This is a genomic window from Microbispora sp. H10830, assembly GCF_014161375.1.
In the GTDB taxonomy this organism is placed as follows: domain Bacteria; phylum Actinomycetota; class Actinomycetes; order Streptosporangiales; family Streptosporangiaceae; genus Microbispora; species Microbispora catharanthi.
On sequence record NZ_JABBWX010000016.1, the window covers coordinates 17,571 to 40,579 of the forward strand.

Genomic DNA, 23,009 nt, shown 5'->3' on the forward strand with positions numbered 1-23,009 from the left:
CCGCTCAGTCCGCCAGGCCGTTCCCGGCGATCACCTCGCGATACCAGCGGGCGCTGTCGCGCGGCGTGCGCTCCAGCGTGTCGTAGTCGACGCGGACGAGCCCGAACCGCTTGTGGTAGCCCCGGGCCCACTCGAAGTTGTCCATCAGCGACCACACGAAGTAGCCGCGCAGGTCGGCGCCCCGGTCCATGGCCGACCGGGCGGCGCGGAAGTGGGCGTCGAGATAGGAGATCCGGCCGGGGTCGGACACCCCGTCGGGAACGGCGGCCCCGTTCTCCGTGATCATCAAAGGCGTGCCGGGGTAGTCGCGGGCCAGCCGTACGAGCAGGTCCTCAAGCCCGGCCGGGTTGATCTCCCAGGCCATCTCCGTGACCTCGCCGTGCGGCTCCTCCCATGCGATGCCCTCGCTGCCGGGATACTCCGGATGGCCCTCGGACGAGGGGTCGGCGACGACCCGGTTGACCGTGTAGTAGTTGACGCCGAGCACGTCGATCGGCTGCGCGATCGTCGGCAGGTCGTCCAGGTTGACCTTGGTGAAACGCTCCAGGTGGGCGAGGACGTCCGAGGGGTACTCGCCGCGCAGCACGGGGTCGAGGAAGAGCCGGTTCGCCAGCCCGTCGATCAGGCGGGCCGGCTCGGGGTCGCCGAGGACCGGCGTCAGGTTCAGCGTCAGCGAGACGGACTCCGCGCCCCCCGCCCGCAGCGCCTGCACGGCCAGGCCGTGCGCGAGCATCAGGTGGTGGGCGGCGGTGAACGCGGCGGCCGGGTCGGTCACCCCGGGCGCGTGCCGGCCCGATCCGTGCCCGACGAACGCCGACACCCAGGGCTCGTTGAGCGTCGTCCAGACGCCGACGCGGTCGCCCAGGCGCCGGTGCACGGCGGCGGCGTAGTCGGCGAACCGGAAGGCCGTCTCACGGTTGGTCCAGCCGCCCGTGTCCTGCAGCGTCTGCGGGAGGTCCCAGTGGTAGAGCGTCGCGACGGGCGTGATGCCCTTGGCGAGCAGGGCGTCGACGAGCCGGTCGTAGAAGCTCAGGTCGGCGAGGCGCGGCCAGGCCACCGAGAACCGGTAGGCCTTCAGCCCCAGCCACGCCATGATCTCGACGTCCTCGAGATAGCGGTTGTAGTGGTCGCAGGCCACGTCGCCGGTGTGGCCGTCGGCGACCATGCCGGGGGTGTGGGAGAAGGTGTCCCAGATCGAGGGGACGCGGCCGTCGGTGTGGACCGCTCCCTCGATCTGGTACGACGCGGTCGCGGCCCCCCACAGGAAGCCGTCGGGAAATGAGATCATCGTGAACTTTCGCGAATCGTCAGCCGAGGTTCGAGGAGCGTCGACTCCGGGACTGCCTGGCCCTCCAGCTTGGCCATGAGCAGCCGGACCGCCTGCCTGCCGACGTCCTCGGCGGGAATGAGCACGGAGGTCAGCGCGGGGCTGGCCCGTTCGGCGATGTCGTCCGGGCAGATCGCCACCACCGAGACGTCCTCGGGCACCCGCCTGCCGAGGATCCGCAACGCCCCCAGCACGTGGCCGGCGGCCGCCTCGTTGTGCACGACGAGCCCGGACAGCCCCGGCCGCTCGTCGAGCAGCAGCTTCACGGCGGCGTGGACCTCGTCGAACGACTCCTCGCAGGGCCGCGCGTCGGCTTCGAGCCCGTGCCGCCGGGCCGCCTCGACGTAACCCGCCATCGTGCGCTCGGCGAACCCCGTGCCGCGCTCGTAGACCACGCGCGGCGCGCCCAGCAGCGCGATCTCGCGATGCCCGAGATCGGCCAGGTGGTCGGCGCACAGCGCCCCGGCGCGGGCGAAGTCGAGGTCGACGCAGGTCAGCCCTTCGGGGTCGGCCGGGAAACCGATCAGCACGCTCGGCTCGGCGAGCTTGCGCAGCAGCGGCACCCGGGGGTCGTGGATCTCCACGTCCATCAGCAACAGCCCGTCGACCAGCGCGCTGGCCGCCACCCGGTGCAGCCCGTCCGCCCCCTCGTCGGCCGTCATGAGCAGCACGTCGTGGTCGTACTGGCGGGCCATGGTGACGACCGAGGTCGCGAACTGCATGAGGACCGGCAGGTTCATGCCGGCCCGCAGCGGCAGCACCAGCGCGATGACCTTCGCGCGCTTGCTCGCCAGGGCGCGGGCGCCGGCGTTGGGGTGGTAACCGAGGACCCGCACGCTGTCCAGGACCCGCTGCCGGGTGGTCGCCGATATCGCCCGCTTGCCGCTCAGCACGTACGAGACCGTGGAGACGGCGACCCCCGCGTGCTTGGCGACGTCGGCGATCGTCACGGTCCTCACGGGCAGAACCCCAACGCGCTCACCGTGACCCCCTCGCTCTCGTACACCACATAAAGATCGCGCACTCCGGCGGCTCCCGCCAGAGGAGTGCTCACCTCGACGAAATCGTGCCTGGTCGCCGTGGGCGGGACGCTGACCGCGCCCGCGACCTCGCCGGTCAGGGGGTCGTCGAGCCGCAGCGTGACCACCCCGCCCTCGTCGCTCGACACCGCCAGCACGCAGGCGGACGGGCCCTGATCGCCGAAGTCCCCGCCGAAGTCGCAGTCCTTGAACGCGATCCACGCCCCCGGTCCCGTGGAGCGGACCGCGTCGCCGGAGTCGAGAGCGGCGTCGCACAGCACCACACCGTCGTACTCGTCGTGATCGGCCGCGTCCAGTGGCCCCGAGGTCAGATCGCGCGGCGGGATGCGCTCGCCCCGTACCCGGAACGGCGCGCACAGCCGGATGTCCCCCGCCGAGGCGCCCACCTGCGCCTTGTGCGCGGCCTCCTCGACCACGAACCTGCCGCGCGTCACGTCCCAGAAGGCCAGGTCCCCGACCGGCACGTCCACCGACACCGTGCGGCTCTCGCCCGGCGCGAGCCGCACCTTGACGAAACCGCGCAACTGGCGCAGCGGCTGCTTGACGCGGGAGCGCCGCTGGTGGGTGTAGAACTGCACGACCTCCTCCCCCTCGCGCTCACCCGCGTTCGTCACGGTCACCCGGACGGTCAGCGTGTCGTCCTCGGCGAGGTCGGCCGACGACAGCTCCAGATCGGAGTAGGCGAAGCGGGTGTAGCTCAGGCCGTGCCCGAACGGGTAGAGCGGCCGGCCGCGGTAGTAGAGGTAGGTGGCGTCGGAGGCGATGATGTCGTAGTCGAGCAGGTCGGGCAGCTCGGCGGCCGAGCGGTACCACGTCTGGGTGAGGCGGCCGCCCGGGTCGTCGTCGCCGAGCAGCACGCCGGCGAGCGCGTGGCCGTACTCCTGGCCGCCGTGGGCCGACCAGACGATCGCGGGCAGGTGCTCCTGCGCCCAGGTCACCGCGAACGGGTAGCCGCTGGAGACCACGAGCACGGTGGCCGGGTTGGCCGCGTGGACGGCCTTCAGCAGGGCCTCCTGCCGCTCGGGCAGCGCCAGCGTCGTGCGGTCCTCGGTCTCGCGGCCGTTCACCAGCGGATGGTCGCCGAGCACGACGATCGCGACGTCCGCACGGGCCGCCGCCTCCGCGGCGCGGGCCGCGCCGCTCTCGACCGGCTCAACGGACAGCACGGACGCGGCGTCGGGGTCGTCGGTCGTGCGCACGACGCCGTCGGCCACGGTGACGTAGCGGCCGGAGGAGATGTTGCGCAGCACCACGCCCCTCGGCCGCTCCTCGATCCGGAAGGTCTGGCGCACCTCCCAGCCGTTCGGCCCGGGCTGGTCGTTGGCCAGCACGCCGTCCTCGCCCGCCGACACGTGCCGCCCGTTCGCGCAGGACCGGAACGCGAACGCGCCGCCGCCCCAGTCGAACACGTCGAAGCAGGAGCGTTCGCTCCCCACGTACAGCGGACCGCCGGCCGGGTCGGCGGACGCGCTGACGTATCCGCCCTCGGTGCGCAGCGCCACCCGGTCGGCGCCCTCGCAGTAGACGGTCTCGCACCGCTCGGCGAGCCCCGCCAGGGCCGTGACCTGGTAGGGCAGCGTGCCGCTGTACCAGTCCTCGAACAACGCGTCGGCCAGCGGGCCGATCACCGCGACCGTGCGCGGGGCGGCCAGCGGAAGCAGGCCGTCGTTCTTCAGCAGGGTGATCGACTGGCGGGCCGCCTCCCGCGCGAGCCGCTGGTGCTCGGGGCTGTTGACGACGTCGTGGGTGATGTCGTCGTACGGCGTGGCGGGGTCGAACTCGCCGAGCCGCACCCGGATCGACAGCGCGTGCCGGGCGGCGGCGTCGATGTCGGCCTCGGTCAGCAGGCCGCGGTCGAGCGCGGTCCTGACGTGGCCCAGGGTGGTGGCGGTGTCCGCGTCGTCCTGTGTGAAGCTGTCCAGTCCGGCCTTGATCGCGTGCGCGTACGCCTCGGGCAGGTCCTTGTGGTAGCCCTGCAGCCCGGCGAGGTTCCCCGGCGCGTACGCGTCGCTGACCACGAGGATGTCGTCGGGCGCCCACGTGCGCAGGTGGCTGCCGATCAGCGGCGACAGGTGGGCCGGGCGGCCGTTGACGAGGTTGTACGACGGCATGACGGCCACCGCGGCCCCCGACTCGACGGCCGGCCGGAACGCCTTGAGCTCGTATTCGTGCAGCACCCTCGGCGGCAGGCCGCTGGAGGTCACGCACCGGTCGGTCTCGTTGTTGTAGCCGAGGAAGTGCTTCAGCGTGGGCGCCGTCTTCAGCACGGCGTGTCCTCCGCGCAGGCCGCGGGCGTAGGCCGTGCCCATCACCCCGGTCAGCCAGGGGTCCTCGGAGTAGCCCTCCTCGTTGCGGCCCCAGCGCGGGTCGCGCAGCGGGTTGACCACCGGCGCCCAGACGTTGCGGCCCACGCTCTGCGGATCCTTGTGGTGGAAGGCCATGACCTCGTCGCCTGTCGCCTCCCCCACCTGGCGGACCAGGTCGGGGTTCCAGGTGCTGGCCAGGCCGACGGCCTGGGGGAACACGGTGGCGGGACCGTGCCAGGCCAGGCCGTGCAGGGCCTCGGTGCCGGTGCGGAAGACCCGCAGGCCGAGCCGTTCCACCGGCGCCTGGTACTGGTGCAGCAGGCCGATCTTCTCGTCGAGTGTGAGCCTGCCGAGCAGGTCGTCCACCCGTTCGGCGGGAGACAGCGCGGGGTTCCGGAATGCCGGGTCCTGGTCGTGTCTCGCCGGTTCGTTCATCTGGAGACTCACCCTTCGCGTCGAAGCGCTTCGATGACCTGCCGAAAAAGACGCCCATGAGGGCGTCGCGAGGATCCGCGTGTTCGGTTGGAGAAGCGCCGCCGTCGAAGCGCTTCGAAAGCGTTACCGCAAGTTTCTGGCGTGTAAATCCGGGCTTATCCGGAAGAGTGCCCTCATCCTCGGCTCAGGTCAAGACCCTCGCCGGTTTCACCTCGATGTCACATCGAGGCCCACTCCGGCCGTACGCCGGCCGTACGCGAAGGCGGGCGCGGGGCCGGGAATCCCGGCCGGTCCGCGCCCGCCCTTCCGGCCGATGCCGTCGGCCGATGCCAGGAGCCTCCGGTCAGCCGACGATCTGCAGCAGCGCCTGCTGCCTGGCCGCGGCGGGCTCGGTCAGGCGCTGCACCTGCCCGCCGTTCTTGTCGAGCACGACCAGGGTGTTGGCGGTGCGTCCGGCGACCCGGACGACCAGGCGGCCGTCCCGCAGGTAGAAGGCGCCGATGAGCGAGCCCTTCACCGGGATGGCGACCTTCTTGCCGGTGGCGACGTCGACCACGGCCGGGCGGAAGCCCCCCGGCCAGGAGCCGTCACCCCCCGGCGCGTTCCTCGACAGCGGCGCCACGACGACCTTCGTGCCGTCGGGCGACAGGCTCTGCACGTGGTTGGCCAGGCCGACGCCCTTGACCTTGATCGCCTTGCCGGTGCTCACGTCGAGGCGGTACACGCCCTCGGTCGTCCCGGCGTACCCGGCGAGGTAGCGGCCGTCGGCCGACCAGGCCAGGTGGCAGACCCCGAGGGTCGTGCCCGCCTTCCTGCGGCCCTTCCCGTCCGCGCCGACGACGGTGACGGACCCGGCGTCGGAGTCGCCCTTCGCCACGTACGCGACCTGCCTGGAGTCGGGCGACCAGACCGGGGTGAGGCACGGCGCTCCGGCCCCGGCGCCCTTGGCCGCGGTCGTGACCGTGCGGCCGTCCCCGACCCGCACGTACCCGGCGCCGGTGATCCAGGCGAGCTTCCTGCCGTCGGGGGACGCGGAGAACTGGCCCGTCATCGGCATGGCGCCCAGCTTCGTGAAGCCCTTGCCGGGCTCGTAACGGCTGACCGGGTAACCCTTGCCGTACGACAGGTAGACGGCGACCCCGGTGAGGGGCTTCGGTGCGGCGGAGGCCCCGGCCGGAGCGGCGGCGGCCGCGGGGGCGGCCAATGCGGCCGTGAGCGCGGCGGAGAGCGCGGCGGCGGACAGCAGGCGAGTGTTCATCATGTTCCAATTCGTCGACAGTGCGTTGTTCGACGCCTCGCACCCCGGCCGGGTTCGCAGCCATTCGATATCGGTACGCCTGACGCCGGGAACGGCGCGCCGGGCGCATGGGCCGGCCCCGCGCCACAGCACGGCCGTTCCGGACGGCGGCGGGATAGGGGGGTCAGCGCTGCGCGGGCAGGCGGCCGGAGTCGACCGAGTCGAGCACCCGCGCGGCGGCCCCGAGCGCGGCCGCGCCGTATCCGAGCGTGGACACCTCAAGCCGGCAGCCTCCCCCGCCGGGGGCGAGCACCCTGCCGTACATCTCCTCCTCCGCGCACGCGACGAGCCAGGGCGCCAGCGGCACGTAGTAGCCCCCGAGGATCACGACCTCCGGGTTGAGCATGTTGGCCACGGCGGCCATTCCCCTGCCGAGGTGGCGTCCCACGTCCTCCAGGAGCGTGAGGACGTCCCGCTCGCCGTTGCGGGCGCGCCGTACGACCTCGTCGATCTCGAGTTCGAGCTCGGAGGGCGAGGCGTCGGGCGCCGTGTGGGCGAGGATCGCGCCGACCCCGGCCACGGCCTCCAGGCAGCCGCGCCGGCCGCACCGGCAGGTGGGCCCGGCGGCATCAAGCTCGATGTGGCCGATTTCGCCGCTGTAGCCCTGCCCGCCCCGCCTGAGCCGGCCGTCCATGACGATGCCCGCGCCCACGCCGACCTCGCCGGTCACGTAGACGAGGTTGGCGGCGTTGCGGTGGGGCCCGAACCGGTGCTCCGCCAGGGCGGCGAGGTTGGCGTCGTTGTCCACGAGCACGGGGAAGCCGGGGTCGCGCAGCGCCTTGGTGAGGTTGCCCGCCAGGTCCGCGTCGCGCCAGCCCAGGTTGGGGGCGACCCGCACGACCCCGTTGACGTCGACCAGACCGGGCACGGCCACGGTCAGGCCGAGCACCTGCCGGGCCTCCTTGGTCATCCGGCTCACGACCCGCCGGGCGAGCGCCGCCATGGCGACGACCGCCTGGCCCGCGCTCGAGGCCCCGCCCGGGAAGGACCGCCGCCAGTTCAGGAGCTCCTCGCCCTTGAGGTCCACCGCGACCGCCGTGATGTAGTCGACGTTGACCTCGATGCCGATCGCGGCGTACGGCGAGCCGTCCAGGACGAGCATGGTGGCGGGCCGGCCGACGCGGTGCTCGGTCAGGCCGGTCTCGCGCAGCAGCCGCCGGTCGATGAGGTCGGCGACCAGGCTGGACACGGTGGCCTTGTTCAGGCCCGTCGAGGCGGCGATGTCGGCACGTGAGCAGGGCGCGTTCTCCCGGACGAACCGCAGCACGACGGCGAGGTTGGTCGCCCGTACGTCGGTGAAGTCGGCCGGCTGTGGCCCGTTGTGCGATGTGATCAATGTCCGCCCCGTTCCCGCTCGGGCTCATCATGCCGCAATTGCGAGCAATTTGACACGACAACGGCGGCCGGAATCGTGGCGCGCACGGACGCGCGGGCAGCGCCGCGCCCGGCTTGGCACCGGCCACCGGTCCCAGCGCCTCCCGGGTAACCTGGTGGCACTCGCTCCTCCGACATTTGTTTGGCTAAGGAACTAACTAAAAGACTACCGTGCAGCGTCATGCGAATCCAGGGGCAAGCACCCGGGCGAGATGATCGGGCGCCGGCGGACCCTCGGCCGGCACGGGAAGTCCCCACGCCGCAAGCCCGAACGCCGCAGGCGAACTCCGGAGCAAGCGGAGTGCAAACGGGAATCAACCGCCACAGGCGAGTCTGGGCACCGTGAAGAGGGACATGTCGCATTACCTCGGCGAGTTGCTCGTGTGGGAGATCGAGGACTATCTCCGCGCCCGCTCGGCCCGGCCGCAGCGGGCCCGGGTGGCCCGCATCCGGGTGCCCGACCGGCCGGCGGCCGAGATGGTCGCCGCCGACCTGGAGGCGGGCGGCAGTTTCTACGCCGCCGCGAGGCGTGCCATGGCGCTGGGCATGACCCTGCCGGACGACCTGTTCGGCGTGGTGACCAGGGACGAGCACCCCGAGGTGTTCGAGGCCGTGCCGGGCACCACGCTGCCGCCGAAGCGCGAGGGCGAGGGATTCCTCATCATCCGCCTGGTCGCGTTCGAGTCCTGACGTGCGGCATGAGGGCCTCCAGCGGGTGTGGATCCCGCTCGGAGGCCCTCACGACCGTCAAAGTGACCCGCTCTAGCGGGCGACGGCGCCGGTGACCTCTCTGTCGACAATCCTGGTCGCACCGGATTCCCGGGCGCAGTGCGCGCAGCAGAACCAGCGGCCGTCGAACTCGGAGCCGTGGCCCACGATGCGGCACCCGCAGTGCTCGCACACAGGCGCCATCCGGCTGATAGCGCACTCGAAGCTGTCGAAGACGTGCACCGCCCCCTGGGTGTGCACCTCGAAGGCCATGTCGTAATCGTTGCCGCAGACCTCACAGGTAGCCATGGTTTCCCCCCGTCGACTCGCGGTCGAGGGGGGAAATACCCGCGCAAACCTGCACGAACACCGGCTCACAGGGCGCCGAGCAGGGACTTGGCCACGGACTTGGCCCCGGCGGCCGCCTCCTTCGGGTCCATGAGCACGGAGTCGGGCGCGTTGATCGGCGTGTTCTCCGGGCGGTCGCTGCCGGACAGCAGCACCCATATGACGTTCTTGCCGTCCAGCGCGTAGATCTCGTACCGGTTGCCCTGGGCCGTGTCGGTGCGCTGCCGGATGGCCTGGCCGAACGCCTCCTGCCCGAAGCCGGTCAGCTTCTCGACCTTGCCCCACCGGATGCCGCCGATCTCGCTGCTCGCCGTGAACTTGGTCTTCGAGCGCTGGTCGATGAGGTAGTAACGGGCGGATTCCGCGTCCCAGAAGGTGTGGACGGCGATGCGCAGGTTGCGCCACCGGACCTTGCCGCCGCCGAGCGGCAGCTTGTCGTTCCACCACTGGCACTGGGTGACGTTCGAGTTGCCCTCCTTGCTCCGCACCGCCGCGCCCTCGGTCTCCGGCACCAGGGTGGCTGCCAGCGTCTTGAGGCTCACGCAGGCCCGGGGCAGGGGGATCCGGGTGGGCGAGGGCGACGGCGACGGGCTCGGCTTGGGACGCGCGTGATACGGCAGCGGCTGCCCGGCCCGCCAGGCGGTCACCGACTTCGCGAGCTGCCCGAGCAGGCCCTTCACCTCCCGCAGGGCGTTCTCCTCGGTGATCGACTGCGTGCTCTCCGTCGACAGGAGGTCGGCCTCCTTCTTCTTCTGGCTCGCCTCGAACTTCACCTGGAAGACCACGTCGCCCACCCGGCCCACTCCCTGGCCGAAGGAGTACCAGTACTGCTTCCCCTCCCGCGTCCATTGGTACTGCGCGGCCGCCGTGTCTCCGATGCCCTGGTACTCCTGGGCCGCCGAGTAGTAGTGCTCCTTGTCCGAGTGGGTCGCGCCGTACTTGTACTGGCTGAGCTCACCCTTGTACTGGATCTTCGCCGCCTCCACGGCCGTGGTCGTCCCGAGCGCCTCGTACTTGGACACGTTGACCGTGATCTCGCGGCTGCGGGTGACGTCCTTGTACGAGATGTTCCGGTTGGCCCAGCGGCACTGCCACCGGACGTAACTCACGAGGGTGTCGCCGCGGTTGTCGTCGGTCGAGGAGTCGATCTCGGCCCGCGGCACGAGACGCTCGGCCTCGTCCGGGTCGAGCATCGAGCACACGTCGGCGGTCGCCGCCACCGGCGCGGCCGACGCCGACTTCTTGGCCGCCGTCGCCGCCGTCGCCGTCGGACTCGCCTTACCGGACGCTCCCGTCTGGCGCACCGTCATGAACGCGAACGTCCCCCCGGCCACCACCAGCACAGCGACGACCGCCACCACCGGCAGCACCCACCCCCGCCGCGCCGGGGCGGAGGGCTGGGTCGGCATCTGCCACAGTTCGGGCGGAGGCGGCGTGGCCGCCTGCCACCCCTGCCCCTGCGGTCCGGACGGCGGGCCGCCCTGCCCTGCCTGCGATGGATAGGGATAGGGATTCGACTGAGGCGACTGCGGCGGCGGCCCGGCCGGAGGCCCCGGCTGCGGCCGGCCCTGGCCACCCGGCGCGCCGGGATACCCCCCGGGCTGCGGGCCGCCACCGGGCGCGGCACCCGGATAGACGCCGGGCTGCGGCTGCGGCCCGGGGTACGCGCCCGGCTGGGGGGCGGGGTACGCGCCCGGCTGCGCCTGCGGCTGTGACCCTGGCTGGGGACCGGGCTGAGGACCTGGCTGGGGACCGGGGTACGCGCCGGGCTGCGGCTGCGGCCCTGGCGGGGAACCGGGGTAGGCGCCCGGGGCGGGATACGCGCCCGGCTGCGGCTGGGGACCTGCGGGATACGCGCCCGGCTGGGAGGCCGGGTACGCGCCCGGCTGCGGCTGGGGACCTGCGGGATACGCGCCCGGCTGGGGGGCGGGGTACGGGCCGGGTTGGGGACCGGGCGGGGAGCCGTACGGGGGCGGGTAGGGCGGAGCTCCCGGGTGGGGGTGGCCCTGCGGCGGGTACGGCGGCATGCCCTGCCGGAGGCGGTCGTCCGGGGGAGGCGTCCCGCCGGGCTCGACGGGCTCGACGGGGGCGTCGTCACCGCTGGTCATGGGGTCTCCTACAGATGCAGAGCGGGAGGTCACCCGAGCCCGATGCCGACGAGTTCGGCGGCGCGCTCGGCCGTGCGCCGGTCGGCCGGGGTGACCGAGGGGTCACCGGCGCGCCGGTAGGCGACCTCGACGATGAGATTGCTGAGGCGGAACCAGACCGTGGCCCCGGTGGCCCCGGTGGTCCCGGCGGGGTCGGAGGAGTCACAGGTGAAGGCCTCGTCGGCGATCCCGGGCCGATCGCGCGCGGCGGCGCCCCGCGCGGCCCGCTCCGCCGCGAGGTCGTGGGAGGCCGCCGCCTCCCCCTCCCCCTCGGCCGGCAACCGGTAGGCGACCGTGATCGTCCCGTCGTGGCCGGTGGTGTGCTCCTTCCACTCGCATCGCCCCTCGGCTGCGGGTTCCCCGCGCGGCGTGGCACCGAGAAGGTCATGGATCTGCGCCTTGGTCAGGCTGCGGCAGGCGTCGGGGACGGCGGCGAACCGCCCCGAGCCGCCCTGCTTCCCGGACACGAGAAGCCAGGCGCCCAGGCCCGCCGCGAGGCCGACCACGACCACCAGGGCCGCCACGGCGACGAAGCGCCACATGCCGGCGCGCCGGTCCGCGGGGGCGGGGGCGGGCGGCGCGGCGGCGGCCCGCAGTGCCTGCCGTACGACGTCGGGCGGCGGACGCCGCGCCGGATCCTTGTCGAGCAGGGCGAGCACGATCCACGCGAGCACCCGCGAGGCCCGGGTCATCGGCCGGGGCTCGTGGAGCAGGACGGCTGCGACGAGCGCGGCGGCCATGCTCCGGTGGAAGGGCGGCTCCCCCTCGACGGCGGTGTAGAGCGTGGCCCCGAGGGACCACAGGTCGGAGGGCGGGCCGTCCGGCTCGTCGCGGAACCGTTCGGGGGCCATGTAGTTGGGTGAGCCCGCCGAGCTCTGCCAGGAGTGCCCGGCGCCGCCCAGCGGTGCGGCGATCCCGAAGTCGGTGAGCAGGGCGCGGCCGTCCGGCCCGATGAGGACGTTGGCCGGTTTGACGTCGCGGTGCAGGATGCCCCGGGCGTGGGCCGCCTCCAGCGCGTCGAGCACGGCCAGCCCAATCTCGGCCACGCGCTCGGAGGCGAGCGGCCCGTCCTCCCGGATGATCTTGTCGAGGGAGCGGCCCGGCACCAGGTCCATGACGATCCACGGCTGCCCGGCGTGCCCGACGACGTCGTGGACCGTCACGATGGACGGGTGGGTGAGCCGTCCGGCCGCCCGGGCCTCGTCGACGGCTCTGCCGAGGAAGTCGGCGCGCTGCCGGTCGTCCAGGTCGGGCGGGACGCGCAGCTGCTTGATCGCCACCTCCCTGCGCAGCAGCTCGTCGTGGGCGCGCCAGACCGTGCCGCCGCCGCCCTCGCCGAGCGGTTCGGCGAGGCGGTACCGTCCGGCGAGCAGGTCCACGGCTAGGCCAGCCCCCTCAGGCCCTCGGCCGCCGACGCCGCCGCCGCGATCGCCCGGTCCCGCAGGACGGCCGGCGAGCTCACGTCGAGATCGGCGTACTGGAGCCGGACGACGAGGTCGCCGAGCCTGAAGTACACATAGGCGGCCTGCGCCCGGCCCTCCGGCGTGGTGAGGTCGACGGCGAAGGCCTCGTCGGCCACATCCGGCGTCTCCCGTCCGGCCGTCTCGATGGCCTGGGTCCTCCGGTCGAGGCCGATCTCATACCAGAGCCAGCTCGCGTCGCTCGGCCCCGACCCGTACTGCCTGCGCAGCCCTTCCATGAGCGTGGTCGCCGAGGCCGTGTCGAGCCCCCACGGCTCGGGGGTGTCGGAGTCGGTCTCGGCGCTCAGCTCGACGCCGCTGCCCTTCACGGTCCACTGGCAGCTCGACTTCCCCGGCCGGCCCTGCGCCGATGCGCCCACGATCCGCCGCACCTCCTCGGCCGGCAGCGCCCGGCACAGGTCCACGGCGCTGTCGAAGGTGGGCGAGACCCGGTGTACGGGATCAGGGGGCGGCTCGCCCGCCCTGACGGAGAACACGACCGCCGCCACGGCGACCGCGACGCCCACCACGGCGGCGGCCCCGGCCGCGTACCACCACCGGGGACGCCGCTTCGGCGACTCGATCCGCAGCCCGTGCCGGGGATCAAGGTCCGGAGTGCCGCCGTCGGCCACCTGCCGCAGCAGCGTGAGCGTGGTGGCCGCGTCGGGGCGGGCGGCCGGGTCGCGCGCCATCATCCACGTCAGCACCGGGCCGAGCGGACCCGCGAGCACCGGCGGACGGGGAGCCTGGGTGAGGGTCGCCCGGATCACCTCCGAGCGCGAGCCCTGGTAGGGGGCGGCGCCCTCGACGGCCGTGTAGAGGGTGGCGGCGAGCGACCACAGGTCGGCGGCCGGGCCGCCGGGATCGCCCGCGAGCCGTTCCGGCGCGATGAAGCCCGGTGAGCCGACCATCAGGCCGGCCTCGGTGATCGACGCCTGGTCGGCCTGGCGGGCGATGCCGAAGTCGGTGAGGAGCACCCGGCCGTCCGCGGAGAGGAAGACGTTGCCCGGCTTCACGTCCCGGTGCTGCACACCCCCGGCATGCGTGGCCGACAGCGCGTCGAGCAGGCGGGCGCCGAGGTCCGCCACCTGCCGGTACGGCAGCGGCCCGTACGCGGCGATCTGCCGGGCGAGATCGTGGCCGTGCAGCAGTTCCATGACGATCCACGGCCTGCCGTCCTGGAGGAGCACGTCGTGGAGGGCGACGATCCCGGGATGCCGGACGCGCGCGGTGACCTCCGCCTCGCGCATGACCCTGGCGATCAGTTCGGCCCGCTCGCGCTCGCCGAGGCCGTCCGGGAGGCGGAGTTCCTTGATCGCGACCTCGCGGTCGAGCACGGAGTCTCTGGCCAGCCACACCGTGCCCATGCCACCGGAGCCCAGCGGGCGCAGCAGGTGGTATCGCGAGGCCAGCGTCCCCCTCAGCGATTCGGCCATATCGGGGAGAATAGCGAAAGCGTGATCGATACGCCCGCCGCAGGCGGAACCAGCCTCACCCCCCGGGCTCATCGTGGCGGCCGTGTTCGCGATCGCGGCGCCGGTGCTTCCCTGATCCACGGCGTCAGCGGTCACGGCACGGATCTTCCACGGCTGGGGAGCGGGCATGGCGTGGTGAACGCGCGGCCGTCGGGCGATTACCTCACGCGTCATCGTCTCTGTGACCCGTCCGCGGCATGCTTGAGCCAAGAGGAGGACCCACCCGACACCGGCGCACCGCACTCGACCCTGGAGCGACCATGACCGCCTACGCCATCGCCCAGCTCCGCGACGTCAACGTGGGAGCGGACATCGTGGAATACCTGCGGCGCATCGACGCCACGCTGGAGCCGTTCGGCGGCCGTTTCATCATCCACGGCGGCGAGCCCGAGGTGCTGGAGGGCGCCTGGACGCAGACCCTCGTCGTCATCGAGTTCCCCGACCTCGACAGGGCCAGGGCCTGGTACCGGTCGCCCGCCTATCAGGAGATCCTGCCGCTGCGCACGCGCAACTCCTCCGGTGAGGCCGTGCTCATCCAGGGGGTGGACGAGGACCACAAGGCGACGGACGTGCTGGCGCCCGGCTGACCGCACGCGCGCGGACGCCCCGCGCAGATGCACGGGGCGTCCGTTGTTCCCGTCGGGGAGCCTCAGCTCAGGGCGAGGTCCTTGATCCGGACGTCGCCGGTGAAGACCAGGTAGACGTCCTTCACGCCGTTCGCCCCGGACACGGGAGCGGTCGCGGTGGCCCAGTTGTAGATCCCGCCGGTCGCGGCGACCGGGATCGCGGCCACCTTCGCGCCGGTGGGCGAGCCGAGACGCACCTCGATGGTCCCGCCGCCCGTGGAGGCCACCCCGGCCGTCACCGTGCGGGGCTTGCGGAGCTGGACGTCCTTGAACGCGATCCAGCCGCCGTTCGCGCCCGCCACCGCGTCGCCGCGCACCTTGGTCTCGTCGACCAGGTGGATGCCCGAGTAGTCGTCGAAGTCGACCGCACGGGTGGTCGTCGACAGGTCGCGGTGCGGGATGTTCTCACCCTTGACGTTGATCGTCGCCCGCTGGCGGATGTTCGCCGAGGACGACCCCACGAGCACGTCGTGGGTCGCGTTCTCGACGGTCCACTTGTTCCGCGTGACGTCCCACAGCGCCAGGTCGCTCTTCTTGACGCTGAAGGCGACCGTCTTGGTCTGCCCCGGCGCCAGCATCACCCGCTGGAACGCGCGAAGCTGCTTGACCGGCTGCTTCACCCGCGAGCGCTGCTGGTGGGTGTAGAGCTGCACGACCTCGTCGCCGGCCCGGGAGCCGGTGTTGGTCACCTTGACCGAGACCTCGTACGCGTCGCCCTTCGGCACCGCCTTCAGCCCCTGGTAGGAGAACGACGTGTACGACAGGCCATATCCGAACGGGTAGAGCGGCTTGCCCTGGTAGTACAGGTACGTCCGGTCCTTCTTGACGATGTCGTAGTCGAGGATGTCCGGCAGCTCGGCGGCCGACCGGTACCACGTCTGGGTGAGCCGCCCGGCCGGGTTGACGTCGCCGTACAGCACGTCGGCGAGGGCGTGCCCGGTCTCGGCGCCCGCGTGGGTGGTCCACAGGATGGCGGGGACGTTGTCCTGCTCCCAGTTGATCGTGGTCGGGTAGCTGTTCTCCAGCACCACCACCGTGTTCGGGTTGGCCGCCTTCACGGCCTTGACCAGCGCCTCCTGGCCCTCGGCGAGGTTCATGTCGGTGCGGTCGTGGGCCTCGCGGCCGTTGATGAACGGCATGCTGCCGACCACGACGACCGCCACGTCGGCGGCCTTGGCCTTGGCGACCGCGTCGTCGACTCCGCGGGAGACGACCTCCCTGGCGTAGTGCGTGGCCTGGTCGGCGGTGGTCAGGCTCAGCGTGCCGTCGGCCGCCGCCTTGACGTAGGCGTTCGGCCCGAACCAGCTCTCGCTCGTCTCGTAGCCGGCGTACCGCAGCAGGTAGGTGCCGTCGGACTGCTGCTCGAGCTTGAACTGCTCCTGGACGAACCAGCCGGACGGCTGGTCGGCGGTGTTCGCCAGCGTCGCCCAGTTGGCCCGGCTGACGTACTTGCCGTTGGCCACGCTGCGCAGGGTCAGCACGCCCTGGCCCCAGTCGAACGCGTCGAACGTCGAGGTGGCGCCGGCCGAGGTGTCGCTCTCGGTGAGGTCGCCGCCGGCCGCGGGAGCGGTGATGTACTTCCCGGTCGCGACGTCCTTCAGCGCGATCCGGTCGGCGCCCTCGGAGGAGGCCACCGACGCGGCCCGCTCCTTGATCCCGTCGAGCGGGGTCACCTTGTAGGGCAGGCTGCCCGAATACCAGTCGGTGTAGAGCACGTCGGCCAGCGGGCCGACGACGGCGACCTTCTTGCCGGGCTTCAGCGGCAGCGCGCCGCCGGAGTTCTTCAGCAGCACCATCGCCTTGGCCGCGGTCTCGCGGTTCAGCTTCTGGTTCGCCGGGCTGTTGACCACGTCCTTGGTGATCTTCGCGTACGGCCCGCCGTCGGGGTCGAACTCGCCGAGCCGGAAGCGGATGCTGAGCTGGTGCCGGACGGCGTCGTCCACGTCCGCCTGGGTGAGCAGCCCCTTCGCCAGCGCCTCCTTGACGGCCGCGACCGTCGGGGCGCCGTTGGTGTCGTCGACGGTCATGCTGTCGAGGCCCGCCTTGATCAGCGCGGCGTCGGCCTCGGGCTGGGTGGCGTAGTACTTCTCGGTCTGCACCAGGTTGTTCGGCGCCCAGGCGTCGGTGACGTTGAACAGCGTCCGCTTCGTCCAGGAGCGGACCACGTCGTTCAGGTCGGGGCTGACGGTGTTGGGCCGGCCGTTGACGAGGTTGTACGACGCCATCACGCCGGTGGCCGCGTCGGCCTCGATCGCCGGTTTGAAGGCCGCCTCGTCGTACTCGTGCTTGACCCGTGGCGGCAGCTCCGAGGAGGTGACGTCGCGGCCGGCCTCGTTGTTGTTGGCCAGGTAGTGCTTCAGCGTCGGCGCCGCCTTGAGGTGGTCGGGGTCGTCGCCCTCCAGGCCCGAGCCGTACGCCGTGGAGATGGCGCCGGTCAGCGTCGGGTCCTCCGAGTAGCCCTCCTCGTTGCGCCCCCAGCGGGGGTCGCGCAGCAGGTTGACCACGGGCGCCCAGAGGTTGAGCCCCCACACGGTGGGGTTGTCTGCGTGGAAGCCGCGGGCCTCGTCGCCGACGGCGGAGCCGACCCGCTTGATCAGGCCCGTGTCCCAGGTGCTGGCCAGGCCGACCGCCTGGGGGAAGACGGTGCCCTTGGCGGTGACCACGGCGCCGTTGTTCGTGTAGTCGGTCGACCAGGCGACGCCGTGCAGCGCCTCGGTGCCGGTCTTGAACATCTTGATGCCGAGACGGTCGATCGCGGGGGCGTACTGGTGCAGCATCGAGACCTTCTCGTCCAGTGTGAGCCGGCCGAGCAGGTCGTCGACGCGCTGGGCGAGCGGCAGCGACGGGTTCCGGAACGGATAGTCGTCGGCCGCCCTCGCGGGGCCGGCGCCCAGGCTCAGTGCCAGAGCCAGGGCGGCCGACGCGGACAGCATCGCCGAACGGCGATGGGACATTGCGCCTCCAGGTCAGGTAGTGACGCGTTAGTTGGGGGGTGTTACTTGATGGCGCCGACCGTGACGCCACGGGTCAGCGTGCGCTGGAAGATCAGGAAGAAGGCCACGGCGGGGATGATGCCGAGCAGCGCGGACGCGCTGGACATGGTGGCGTCCATCATCTTCTCGCCCTGCAGGACGCCCAGGGCGACCGGCACGGTCTGGTTGTCGTTGGAGATGAGGAACACCATCGGCAGGAAGAACTCGTTCCACGTCCAGATGAAGAAGAAGATGAGCAGCACCGAGAGGGTCGGGCGGCTGATGGGCACGACGATGCCCCACAGCATCCGCCGCCTGCTCGCGCCGTCGATCTCGGCCGCCTCAAGGATCCCCCGGGGGAACTGCCCGAGCACCGACGAGAGCAGGTAGGTCCCGAAGGCCGCCTGGATCACCGTGAAGATCAGGATGACGGCGAGCTTCGAGTCGTACAGCCCCACCTCCTTCGACAGGTAGTAGAGCGGGTAGACGAGCGCCTCCTGCGGCAGCGTGTTGGCGACCAGGAACAGCACGAGGATCCACAGCCGGCCGCGCACCCTGCCGACGCCCAGCGCGTACGCGTTGAGCACCGACAGCACCACCGCGGCGACCGCGACGACGCCGCTGATCAGGAGGCTGTTCCAGAGCTTCAGGCCGAAGTCGACGCGATCCCAGAAGGTGACGATGCCGTCGAGGTAGAGCCCGTGGGGCAGGCTCAGCGGGCCGCCCGCGGAGTATTCGGCCGGGGACTTGAACGCGTTGAGCGTGACGATGACGAAGGGGAAGAGCATCACGACCGCGAGCACGATCAGTGCCGCGAGCACGGCCCACCGTCCCGGCTGGCGGAAGGTGCGATCGGCGTTCACGAGCCACTCTCCTGGTCACGCTCCTGCACCCGCAGGAAGAGGAAGGTCACCACGACGATGATCAGGGCGAGCACGGTCGCGATCGCCGAGCCGTACCCGACGTTGACCTTCTGGAAGAAGTTCAGATAGGAGAAGTACGACGGCACCATGGTCGCGGAGCCGGGTCCTCCCCTGGTGAGCACGAAGATCGGCCCGAACACCTTGAGCGCCGCGATCGTGCAGGTCAGCAGCACCACGAAGATCTCCGGCCGGATCTGCGGGATCGTGATGTGCCAGAACCTGCGCCACCACGAGGCGCCGTCGATCTCGGCCGCCTCGTACAGCGAGGGGTCGACCCGCTGAAGCCCGGCCATGAAGATGACGACCGGATATCCGAGCTGGAACCACACCATGATCGCCATGACCGTCGCCAGCGCGATGTCGGGGTCGCCCAGCCAGTTGACCTTGATCCCGAAGATCTGGTTCACCGCGCCGTACGACGGGTGGAGCATCCAGCCCCAGACCACGCCGGCCACCGCGACGGGCAGCACCTGCGGCAGGTAGAACGCCGCGCGCAGGGCCGAGGCCGTACGCCCGCCGAACCGCTTGGCGATGTAGTCGAACAGCGCGGCGGCGAGCACCAGGCCGATGATCGTGGGCACCACGGCCATCGCGATGATCAGTGCGACGTTGTGCTCGAAGGACGCCCAGAAGCGCTCGTCCTTGAACAGCTTGGTGTAGTTGTCGAGCCCGATCCAGGTGGGGGTGCCGACGCCGGACCAGCGGGTGAAGCTCGTCGCCACGTTCATCAGGAACGGGACGACGATGATCGCGAGGAACAGCACCAGGCTCGGAACCAGGTAGAGCCAGTAGCCGCCCCTCCCGCGCGGGCGGGCCGCGCCCGCGCCGGGTGGTGCCATGTGCAGACCTTTCCAGAAGGGGCCCGGCGGCGGGGACCGGTCAGGCAGCCCCGCCGCCGGGGTCGGAGGGAAGGCGGGTCCCCTATGCCGGGAGACCCGCCCGCGACCCTAGTTGCCGATGTCGGCCAGGTTGTCGTTGTAGGGCTGGGCGATCTCGTCCAGGACCTCCTCGGGCTTCTTGCTGCCGTTGATCAGTTCCTGGATGCCGGCGACGAGAACGTCGTAGTAGCCGGGAGCCGGCCAGTCAGGGTAGAAGGCCAGGCCGTCCTGCGTCGAGAGCTTGTTGAAGTTCTCGATCAGCTCCTTGTTCTGCGCGTCGGTGATCGCCGACGGGTCGGCCGCGACCGGGACGCCGCCCGAGTTGCCGAGCAGGTTCTGGATCTCCTTCTTCATCGTGATGTCGATGAAGTCGTAGGCGAGGTCCTTGTTCTTGGACTTCTCGGGCACGACCCACAGGTTGCCGCTTGAGCCCGGGGCGAACTGGCCGGGCCACAGGAACGAGCCCCACTTGAAGCCCTTGATCTCCTCCGCCATCCGGCCGAACCACCAGCTGCCCGACACCATGATCGGGAACTTGCCGCCGATGAACGCCACGCCCATGTCCTCGGCCTTCATGCCGGCCGAGTCCTTGCTGATGTAGCCCTTCTTCACCCAGTCGGAGAAGGTCTGGGCCGCGTAGGTGAACTCGGGGCCGTGGAAGTCGACCTTGCCCTTGTAGAGCTCGAAGGAGTCGATCCAGGCGCGGTTGGCCTTGTTCAGCGCGAGCAGGTAGAACAGCTGCTGGGCGGGGTACTCGGCGCCCGCCATCGCGATCGGGGTGGTGCCCTTCTTCGCGAACGCGTCGAGCGCGGCGGTGAACTCGTCGAACGTGGTGGGCACCTTGACGCCCGCCTTATCGAACATGTCCTTGTTGTAGTAGACCATCACGTACTCGCCGTAGTTCGGCACGCCGAACCACTTGCCCGAGCCCATGATGCCCCGCTCGTCGTACTTCGCGGTGGTCTGCAGCGACGGGCTGAGCAGCTTGTCCCAGCCGCGCTTGGTCGCCTGCTCCGTGAGGTCGGTGAGCAGGCCCTGCTTGGACAGCTGACCGGCGGTCGCGTTGCCCTTGTTGTACTCCATGATGTCGGGCGCCTCGTCGGAGTTGAGGACCATCGACGCCGTCTTCTGGATCTGCTCGAAGCCCTTCTCCTCGAACTTCACCTTGACGCCGGGGTGGCTCGCCTCGAACTCCTTCATCGCCTGGGCCCAGGCGGTGCCCATGGCGCTGTTGCCGGTCTCGTAGTGCCAGAGGGTGAGGGTCTTGCCCTCCGCGGAGCCGCCGCTGCCGCTATTGGAATCGTCAGAGGATCCACCGCACGCGCTGAGCGCCAGTGCGGCCGCGGCCAGTGCCGCCACCGCCGCGCTCCTGCCTACTCTGAACATGGTCTTTCTCCAGGGGGTGTGTCTAGTTGATGACGACCGGGGCGCCGGGGCCGACGAACTCGACGCCGTCGATCTGCTTGGGGCCCTCGGCGGTGACGACCAGCCTGTCGCCGTCCCGCACCGCCGTGACCGTCGTGTCCCCGTCCAGGTCCCTGATCGTCGTACGGCTCTCGCGCTCCGGCAGGCCGAAGGCGAGCAGCGAGACCCGGGGGTCGTCTGCCACCGTGTCGCCCGGCTCGGTGACCGGGATCAGCGAGCCGTGCCGTACGAACAGGGGGATCTGGTCGAGCGGCGGCGACACCGTGACGTAACGCCCGCCGTCGACGGCCTCACCCGTCCAGTAGTCCACCCACACCCCCGAGGGCAGGTAGACCTTCCGGGTGCCGTCGGCGGAGGTCATCGGGGCGACGAGCAGGTCGGTGCCGAGAAGGTACTCCAGGTCCGCCTGCCATGCCACCGGGTCGTCCGGGTAGTCGACGCACAGGGCGCGCAGCATCGGCGCGCCCGTCTCGGCCGCGGTGACGGCCGCCGAATAGATGTACGGCATGAGCCGGTAGCGCAGCCGCAGGGCCTCGATGGCGGCCTGCTCGGCGTGCGGCGGAAACTCCCAGGGCTCCCGGGTGGTCGTGCCGTGGAACCGTACGAGCGGGGACAGCGCGGCGAACTGCGACCAGCGGATGTAGAGGTCCGGGCTGGGCGTGCCGGTGAACCCGCCCGCGTCGTGGCTCCAGAAGGGGATGCCGGACAGGCCGTGCGACAGCCCGCCCCTGATCGTGCTGCCCATCGCCGAGTAGGTGGTGTCGACGTCCCCGCTCCACTGGGCCGAGTGGCGCTGGCCGCCGAGGTAGGACGAACGGGCCCAGACCAGGCCGTGCCCGTTCACCTCGCGGGTCACGTCCGCGACGATGTCGTTGAACAGCAGCGTGTAGACGTTGTGCAGCTCGGTGCCGGTCATGCCGTTGAAGGCCACGGCGTCGGCGGGGACGCCCTCGGCGAAGTCGGTCTTGAACGCCGCGACGCCCTCGCGCAGTCGGTCGCGCAGCAGTCCCTTGAACCACTCGACGGCCTCGGGGTTGGTGAAGTCCACGATGCCGCAGGCGGGGTAGGAGCCGTGCCAGGTGTCGGCGACGTACGTCTCACCGTCGGGCCGCTTGAGGAAGTAGCCCTTCTCCGCCGCCTCGGCGAAGGCCGGGCTGAGGTGCGAGATGTAGGAGTTCATCCAGAGGCAGACCTTGAAGCCCTGCTCCTTGAGGGTGGCGAGCATGCCCGCCGGGTCGGGGAACGTCTCGGGGTCCCACTGGAGATCCGACCAGTGCCCGTCCGCCTGCCAGTAGCAGTCGAGGTGGAGCACGTCGCAGGGGATGCCCCGCTCTCTGATCTTCCTGGCGCGCTCCAGCACGCGCTCCTGGCTGTCCCGGAAGAAGCCCGAGGAGATCCAGGTGCCGAACGCCCACTTCGGCGGCAGGTCCGGCCGGGAGGTCAGCCCGTCGAACCGGTCCAGGACCTCGGCGGGGGTCGGTCCCGCGATCACGTAGTAGTCGATGAGGTCGTCGGGCACGATGATCTGCACGGCGCTGTGCGTCGACTGGCACATGTCGAACTCGACGGGCGTGCCGCTGTCGACGCAGATGCCGTACCCCCTGCTGGACAGGTAGAAGGGCACGTTCTTGTACGCGCGCTGCGACTCGGCCCCGAACGCGTCGAAGTTCCACATGAGCGGGCGCTGGCCGCGCTTGTCGAGCGGCGTGAACGACTCGCCGAAGCCGCCGAACGCCTCGTCCGCCGGGGCCACGAACGTGTCGTGGTAGGCGACGGGGGCGCCGTCCACCGCGGAGCGGCCGAACGGCAGCGTGCGCAGCCGGCCGCTGATGTCGGGGTGGCCAGGGTCCTGCTCCACCAGCGTCCGGCCGGCCCGGTCGGTGAAGCGCAGGTTCCACGGGTTCAGCCGCACCTCGGCCCGCAGCGACCCGGCGTCGACGACCACGCGGCTGTGGCTCGCCTCCACGACGGCCTCGCCGTACTCGCCGGGGGTGACCATCGAGATCGCGCGGGAGGATCGGGTGCGCGCGTCGGGGTCCTCCGACAGGCGCACCCGGATCACCCCCTCACCCGCGACCGTGATCTGCACGACGAGCGTCTCCTCCGCCGAGGTGGAGCCCTTGAGCGTCACGCCCTGCCCGTCGGAGGCCACCACCTCCGCGCTGGTCAGCGCGGACAGGCCCTCCTCGCCCGGCTCGCGCACCGGAAGCTCTGGAGGATCCGCCACGAAGAACTCGCGCGCGATCAATGGGGGACGGTACGGCATTG

16 protein-coding genes are annotated in these 23,009 nt (G+C 71.4%); 2 read left to right on the forward strand and 14 right to left on the reverse strand.

Annotated features, from left to right (window positions below; translation table 11 throughout):
• Nucleotides 1-4: 4 nt before the first annotated feature.
• From HHX35_RS32950 to HHX35_RS32970, 5 genes are all read right to left on the reverse strand, one after another.
• Complete coding sequence (locus tag HHX35_RS32950; protein WP_182902575.1) at nt 5-1,288, reverse strand: GH1 family beta-glucosidase; 1,284 nt, start codon at nt 1,286-1,288, stop codon at nt 5-7.
• Nucleotides 1,285-2,292, reverse strand: coding sequence for a LacI family DNA-binding transcriptional regulator (locus HHX35_RS32955; RefSeq protein WP_182902694.1), 1,008 nt, complete (start codon nt 2,290-2,292; stop codon nt 1,285-1,287). The genes HHX35_RS32950 and HHX35_RS32955 overlap by 4 nt, the downstream gene beginning before the upstream one ends.
• Nucleotides 2,283-5,108, reverse strand: coding sequence for a glycoside hydrolase family 3 protein (locus HHX35_RS32960; protein WP_182902576.1), 2,826 nt, complete (start codon nt 5,106-5,108; stop codon nt 2,283-2,285). Before HHX35_RS32960 ends, HHX35_RS32955 begins: the two co-directional genes overlap by 10 nt.
• 343 nt (nt 5,109-5,451) lie before the next feature.
• Nucleotides 5,452-6,369 (reverse strand): hypothetical protein, encoded by a 918-nt coding sequence (locus HHX35_RS32965; RefSeq protein WP_182902577.1) that lies wholly within the window; start codon nt 6,367-6,369, stop codon nt 5,452-5,454.
• A 160-nt stretch (nt 6,370-6,529) separates the two neighbouring features.
• Nucleotides 6,530-7,741 (reverse strand): ROK family transcriptional regulator, encoded by a 1,212-nt coding sequence (locus tag HHX35_RS32970; protein ID WP_182902578.1) that lies wholly within the window; start codon nt 7,739-7,741, stop codon nt 6,530-6,532.
• A 380-nt stretch (nt 7,742-8,121) separates the two neighbouring features.
• Here HHX35_RS32970 and HHX35_RS32975 point away from each other — a divergent pair, with 380 nt between their 5' ends.
• Nucleotides 8,122-8,469, forward strand: coding sequence for a hypothetical protein (locus HHX35_RS32975; RefSeq protein ID WP_182902579.1), 348 nt, complete (start codon nt 8,122-8,124; stop codon nt 8,467-8,469).
• A 72-nt stretch (nt 8,470-8,541) separates the two neighbouring features.
• Here HHX35_RS32975 and HHX35_RS32980 read toward each other — a convergent pair whose 3' ends face one another.
• From HHX35_RS32980 to HHX35_RS32995, 4 genes are all read right to left on the reverse strand, one after another.
• On the reverse strand, nt 8,542-8,796 hold the full coding sequence (locus tag HHX35_RS32980; RefSeq protein ID WP_139576357.1) for a hypothetical protein: 255 nt from the start codon (nt 8,794-8,796) through the stop codon (nt 8,542-8,544).
• Nucleotides 8,797-8,861: 65 nt separating this feature from the next.
• A complete protein-coding gene (locus HHX35_RS32985; protein WP_182902580.1) occupies nt 8,862-10,943 on the reverse strand; it encodes a hypothetical protein in 2,082 nt (693 codons plus the stop codon).
• A gap of 29 nt (nt 10,944-10,972) precedes the next feature.
• Nucleotides 10,973-12,361, reverse strand: coding sequence for a serine/threonine-protein kinase (locus HHX35_RS32990; protein WP_182902581.1), 1,389 nt, complete (start codon nt 12,359-12,361; stop codon nt 10,973-10,975).
• A 2-nt stretch (nt 12,362-12,363) separates the two neighbouring features.
• On the reverse strand, nt 12,364-13,878 hold the full coding sequence (locus tag HHX35_RS32995) for a serine/threonine-protein kinase (protein ID WP_182902582.1): 1,515 nt from the start codon (nt 13,876-13,878) through the stop codon (nt 12,364-12,366).
• A gap of 299 nt (nt 13,879-14,177) precedes the next feature.
• Here HHX35_RS32995 and HHX35_RS33000 point away from each other — a divergent pair, with 299 nt between their 5' ends.
• Nucleotides 14,178-14,504 (forward strand): DUF1330 domain-containing protein, encoded by a 327-nt coding sequence (locus HHX35_RS33000; protein WP_182902583.1) that lies wholly within the window; start codon nt 14,178-14,180, stop codon nt 14,502-14,504.
• A 62-nt stretch (nt 14,505-14,566) separates the two neighbouring features.
• Here HHX35_RS33000 and HHX35_RS33005 read toward each other — a convergent pair whose 3' ends face one another.
• The 5 genes from HHX35_RS33005 to HHX35_RS33025 all read right to left on the reverse strand — a co-directional run bounded on the left by HHX35_RS33005 (nt 14,567) and on the right by HHX35_RS33025 (nt 22,989).
• Nucleotides 14,567-17,497, reverse strand: a complete 2,931-nt coding sequence (locus HHX35_RS33005) for a glycoside hydrolase family 3 protein (protein ID WP_182902584.1) — start codon at nt 17,495-17,497, stop codon at nt 14,567-14,569.
• Between the two features lie 41 nt (nt 17,498-17,538).
• The gene (locus tag HHX35_RS33010) at nt 17,539-18,378 is read right to left on the reverse strand and encodes a carbohydrate ABC transporter permease (RefSeq protein ID WP_310739471.1); all 840 of its coding nucleotides are present in this window, start codon (nt 18,376-18,378) and stop codon (nt 17,539-17,541) included.
• The gene (locus HHX35_RS33015; RefSeq protein WP_139576352.1) at nt 18,375-19,277 is read right to left on the reverse strand and encodes a carbohydrate ABC transporter permease; all 903 of its coding nucleotides are present in this window, start codon (nt 19,275-19,277) and stop codon (nt 18,375-18,377) included. The genes HHX35_RS33010 and HHX35_RS33015 overlap by 4 nt, the downstream gene beginning before the upstream one ends.
• A 108-nt stretch (nt 19,278-19,385) precedes the next feature.
• Nucleotides 19,386-20,702, reverse strand: coding sequence for a sugar ABC transporter substrate-binding protein (locus HHX35_RS33020; protein WP_182902585.1), 1,317 nt, complete (start codon nt 20,700-20,702; stop codon nt 19,386-19,388).
• A 22-nt stretch (nt 20,703-20,724) separates the two neighbouring features.
• On the reverse strand, nt 20,725-22,989 hold the full coding sequence (locus HHX35_RS33025) for a TIM-barrel domain-containing protein (protein WP_259405635.1): 2,265 nt from the start codon (nt 22,987-22,989) through the stop codon (nt 20,725-20,727).
• Nucleotides 22,990-23,009 lie beyond the last annotated feature (20 nt).

Coding starts and splice junctions, on each gene's coding strand:
- HHX35_RS32960 (WP_182902576.1), bottom strand. CDS start 5,108: ATGAACGAACCGGCGAGACACGACCAGGACCCGGCATTCCGGAACCCC.
- HHX35_RS32985 (WP_182902580.1), bottom strand. CDS start 10,943: ATGACCAGCGGTGACGACGCCCCCGTCGAGCCCGTCGAGCCCGGCGGG.
- HHX35_RS33000 (WP_182902583.1), top strand. CDS start 14,178: ATGACCGCCTACGCCATCGCCCAGCTCCGCGACGTCAACGTGGGAGCG.
- HHX35_RS32950 (WP_182902575.1), bottom strand. CDS start 1,288: ATGATCTCATTTCCCGACGGCTTCCTGTGGGGGGCCGCGACCGCGTCG.
- HHX35_RS33020 (WP_182902585.1), bottom strand. CDS start 20,702: ATGTTCAGAGTAGGCAGGAGCGCGGCGGTGGCGGCACTGGCCGCGGCC.
- HHX35_RS33015 (WP_139576352.1), bottom strand. CDS start 19,277: ATGGCACCACCCGGCGCGGGCGCGGCCCGCCCGCGCGGGAGGGGCGGC.
- HHX35_RS33005 (WP_182902584.1), bottom strand. CDS start 17,497: ATGTCCCATCGCCGTTCGGCGATGCTGTCCGCGTCGGCCGCCCTGGCT.
- HHX35_RS32995 (WP_182902582.1), bottom strand. CDS start 13,878: ATGGCCGAATCGCTGAGGGGGACGCTGGCCTCGCGATACCACCTGCTG.
- HHX35_RS32980 (WP_139576357.1), bottom strand. CDS start 8,796: ATGGCTACCTGTGAGGTCTGCGGCAACGATTACGACATGGCCTTCGAG.
- HHX35_RS32965 (WP_182902577.1), bottom strand. CDS start 6,369: ATGATGAACACTCGCCTGCTGTCCGCCGCCGCGCTCTCCGCCGCGCTC.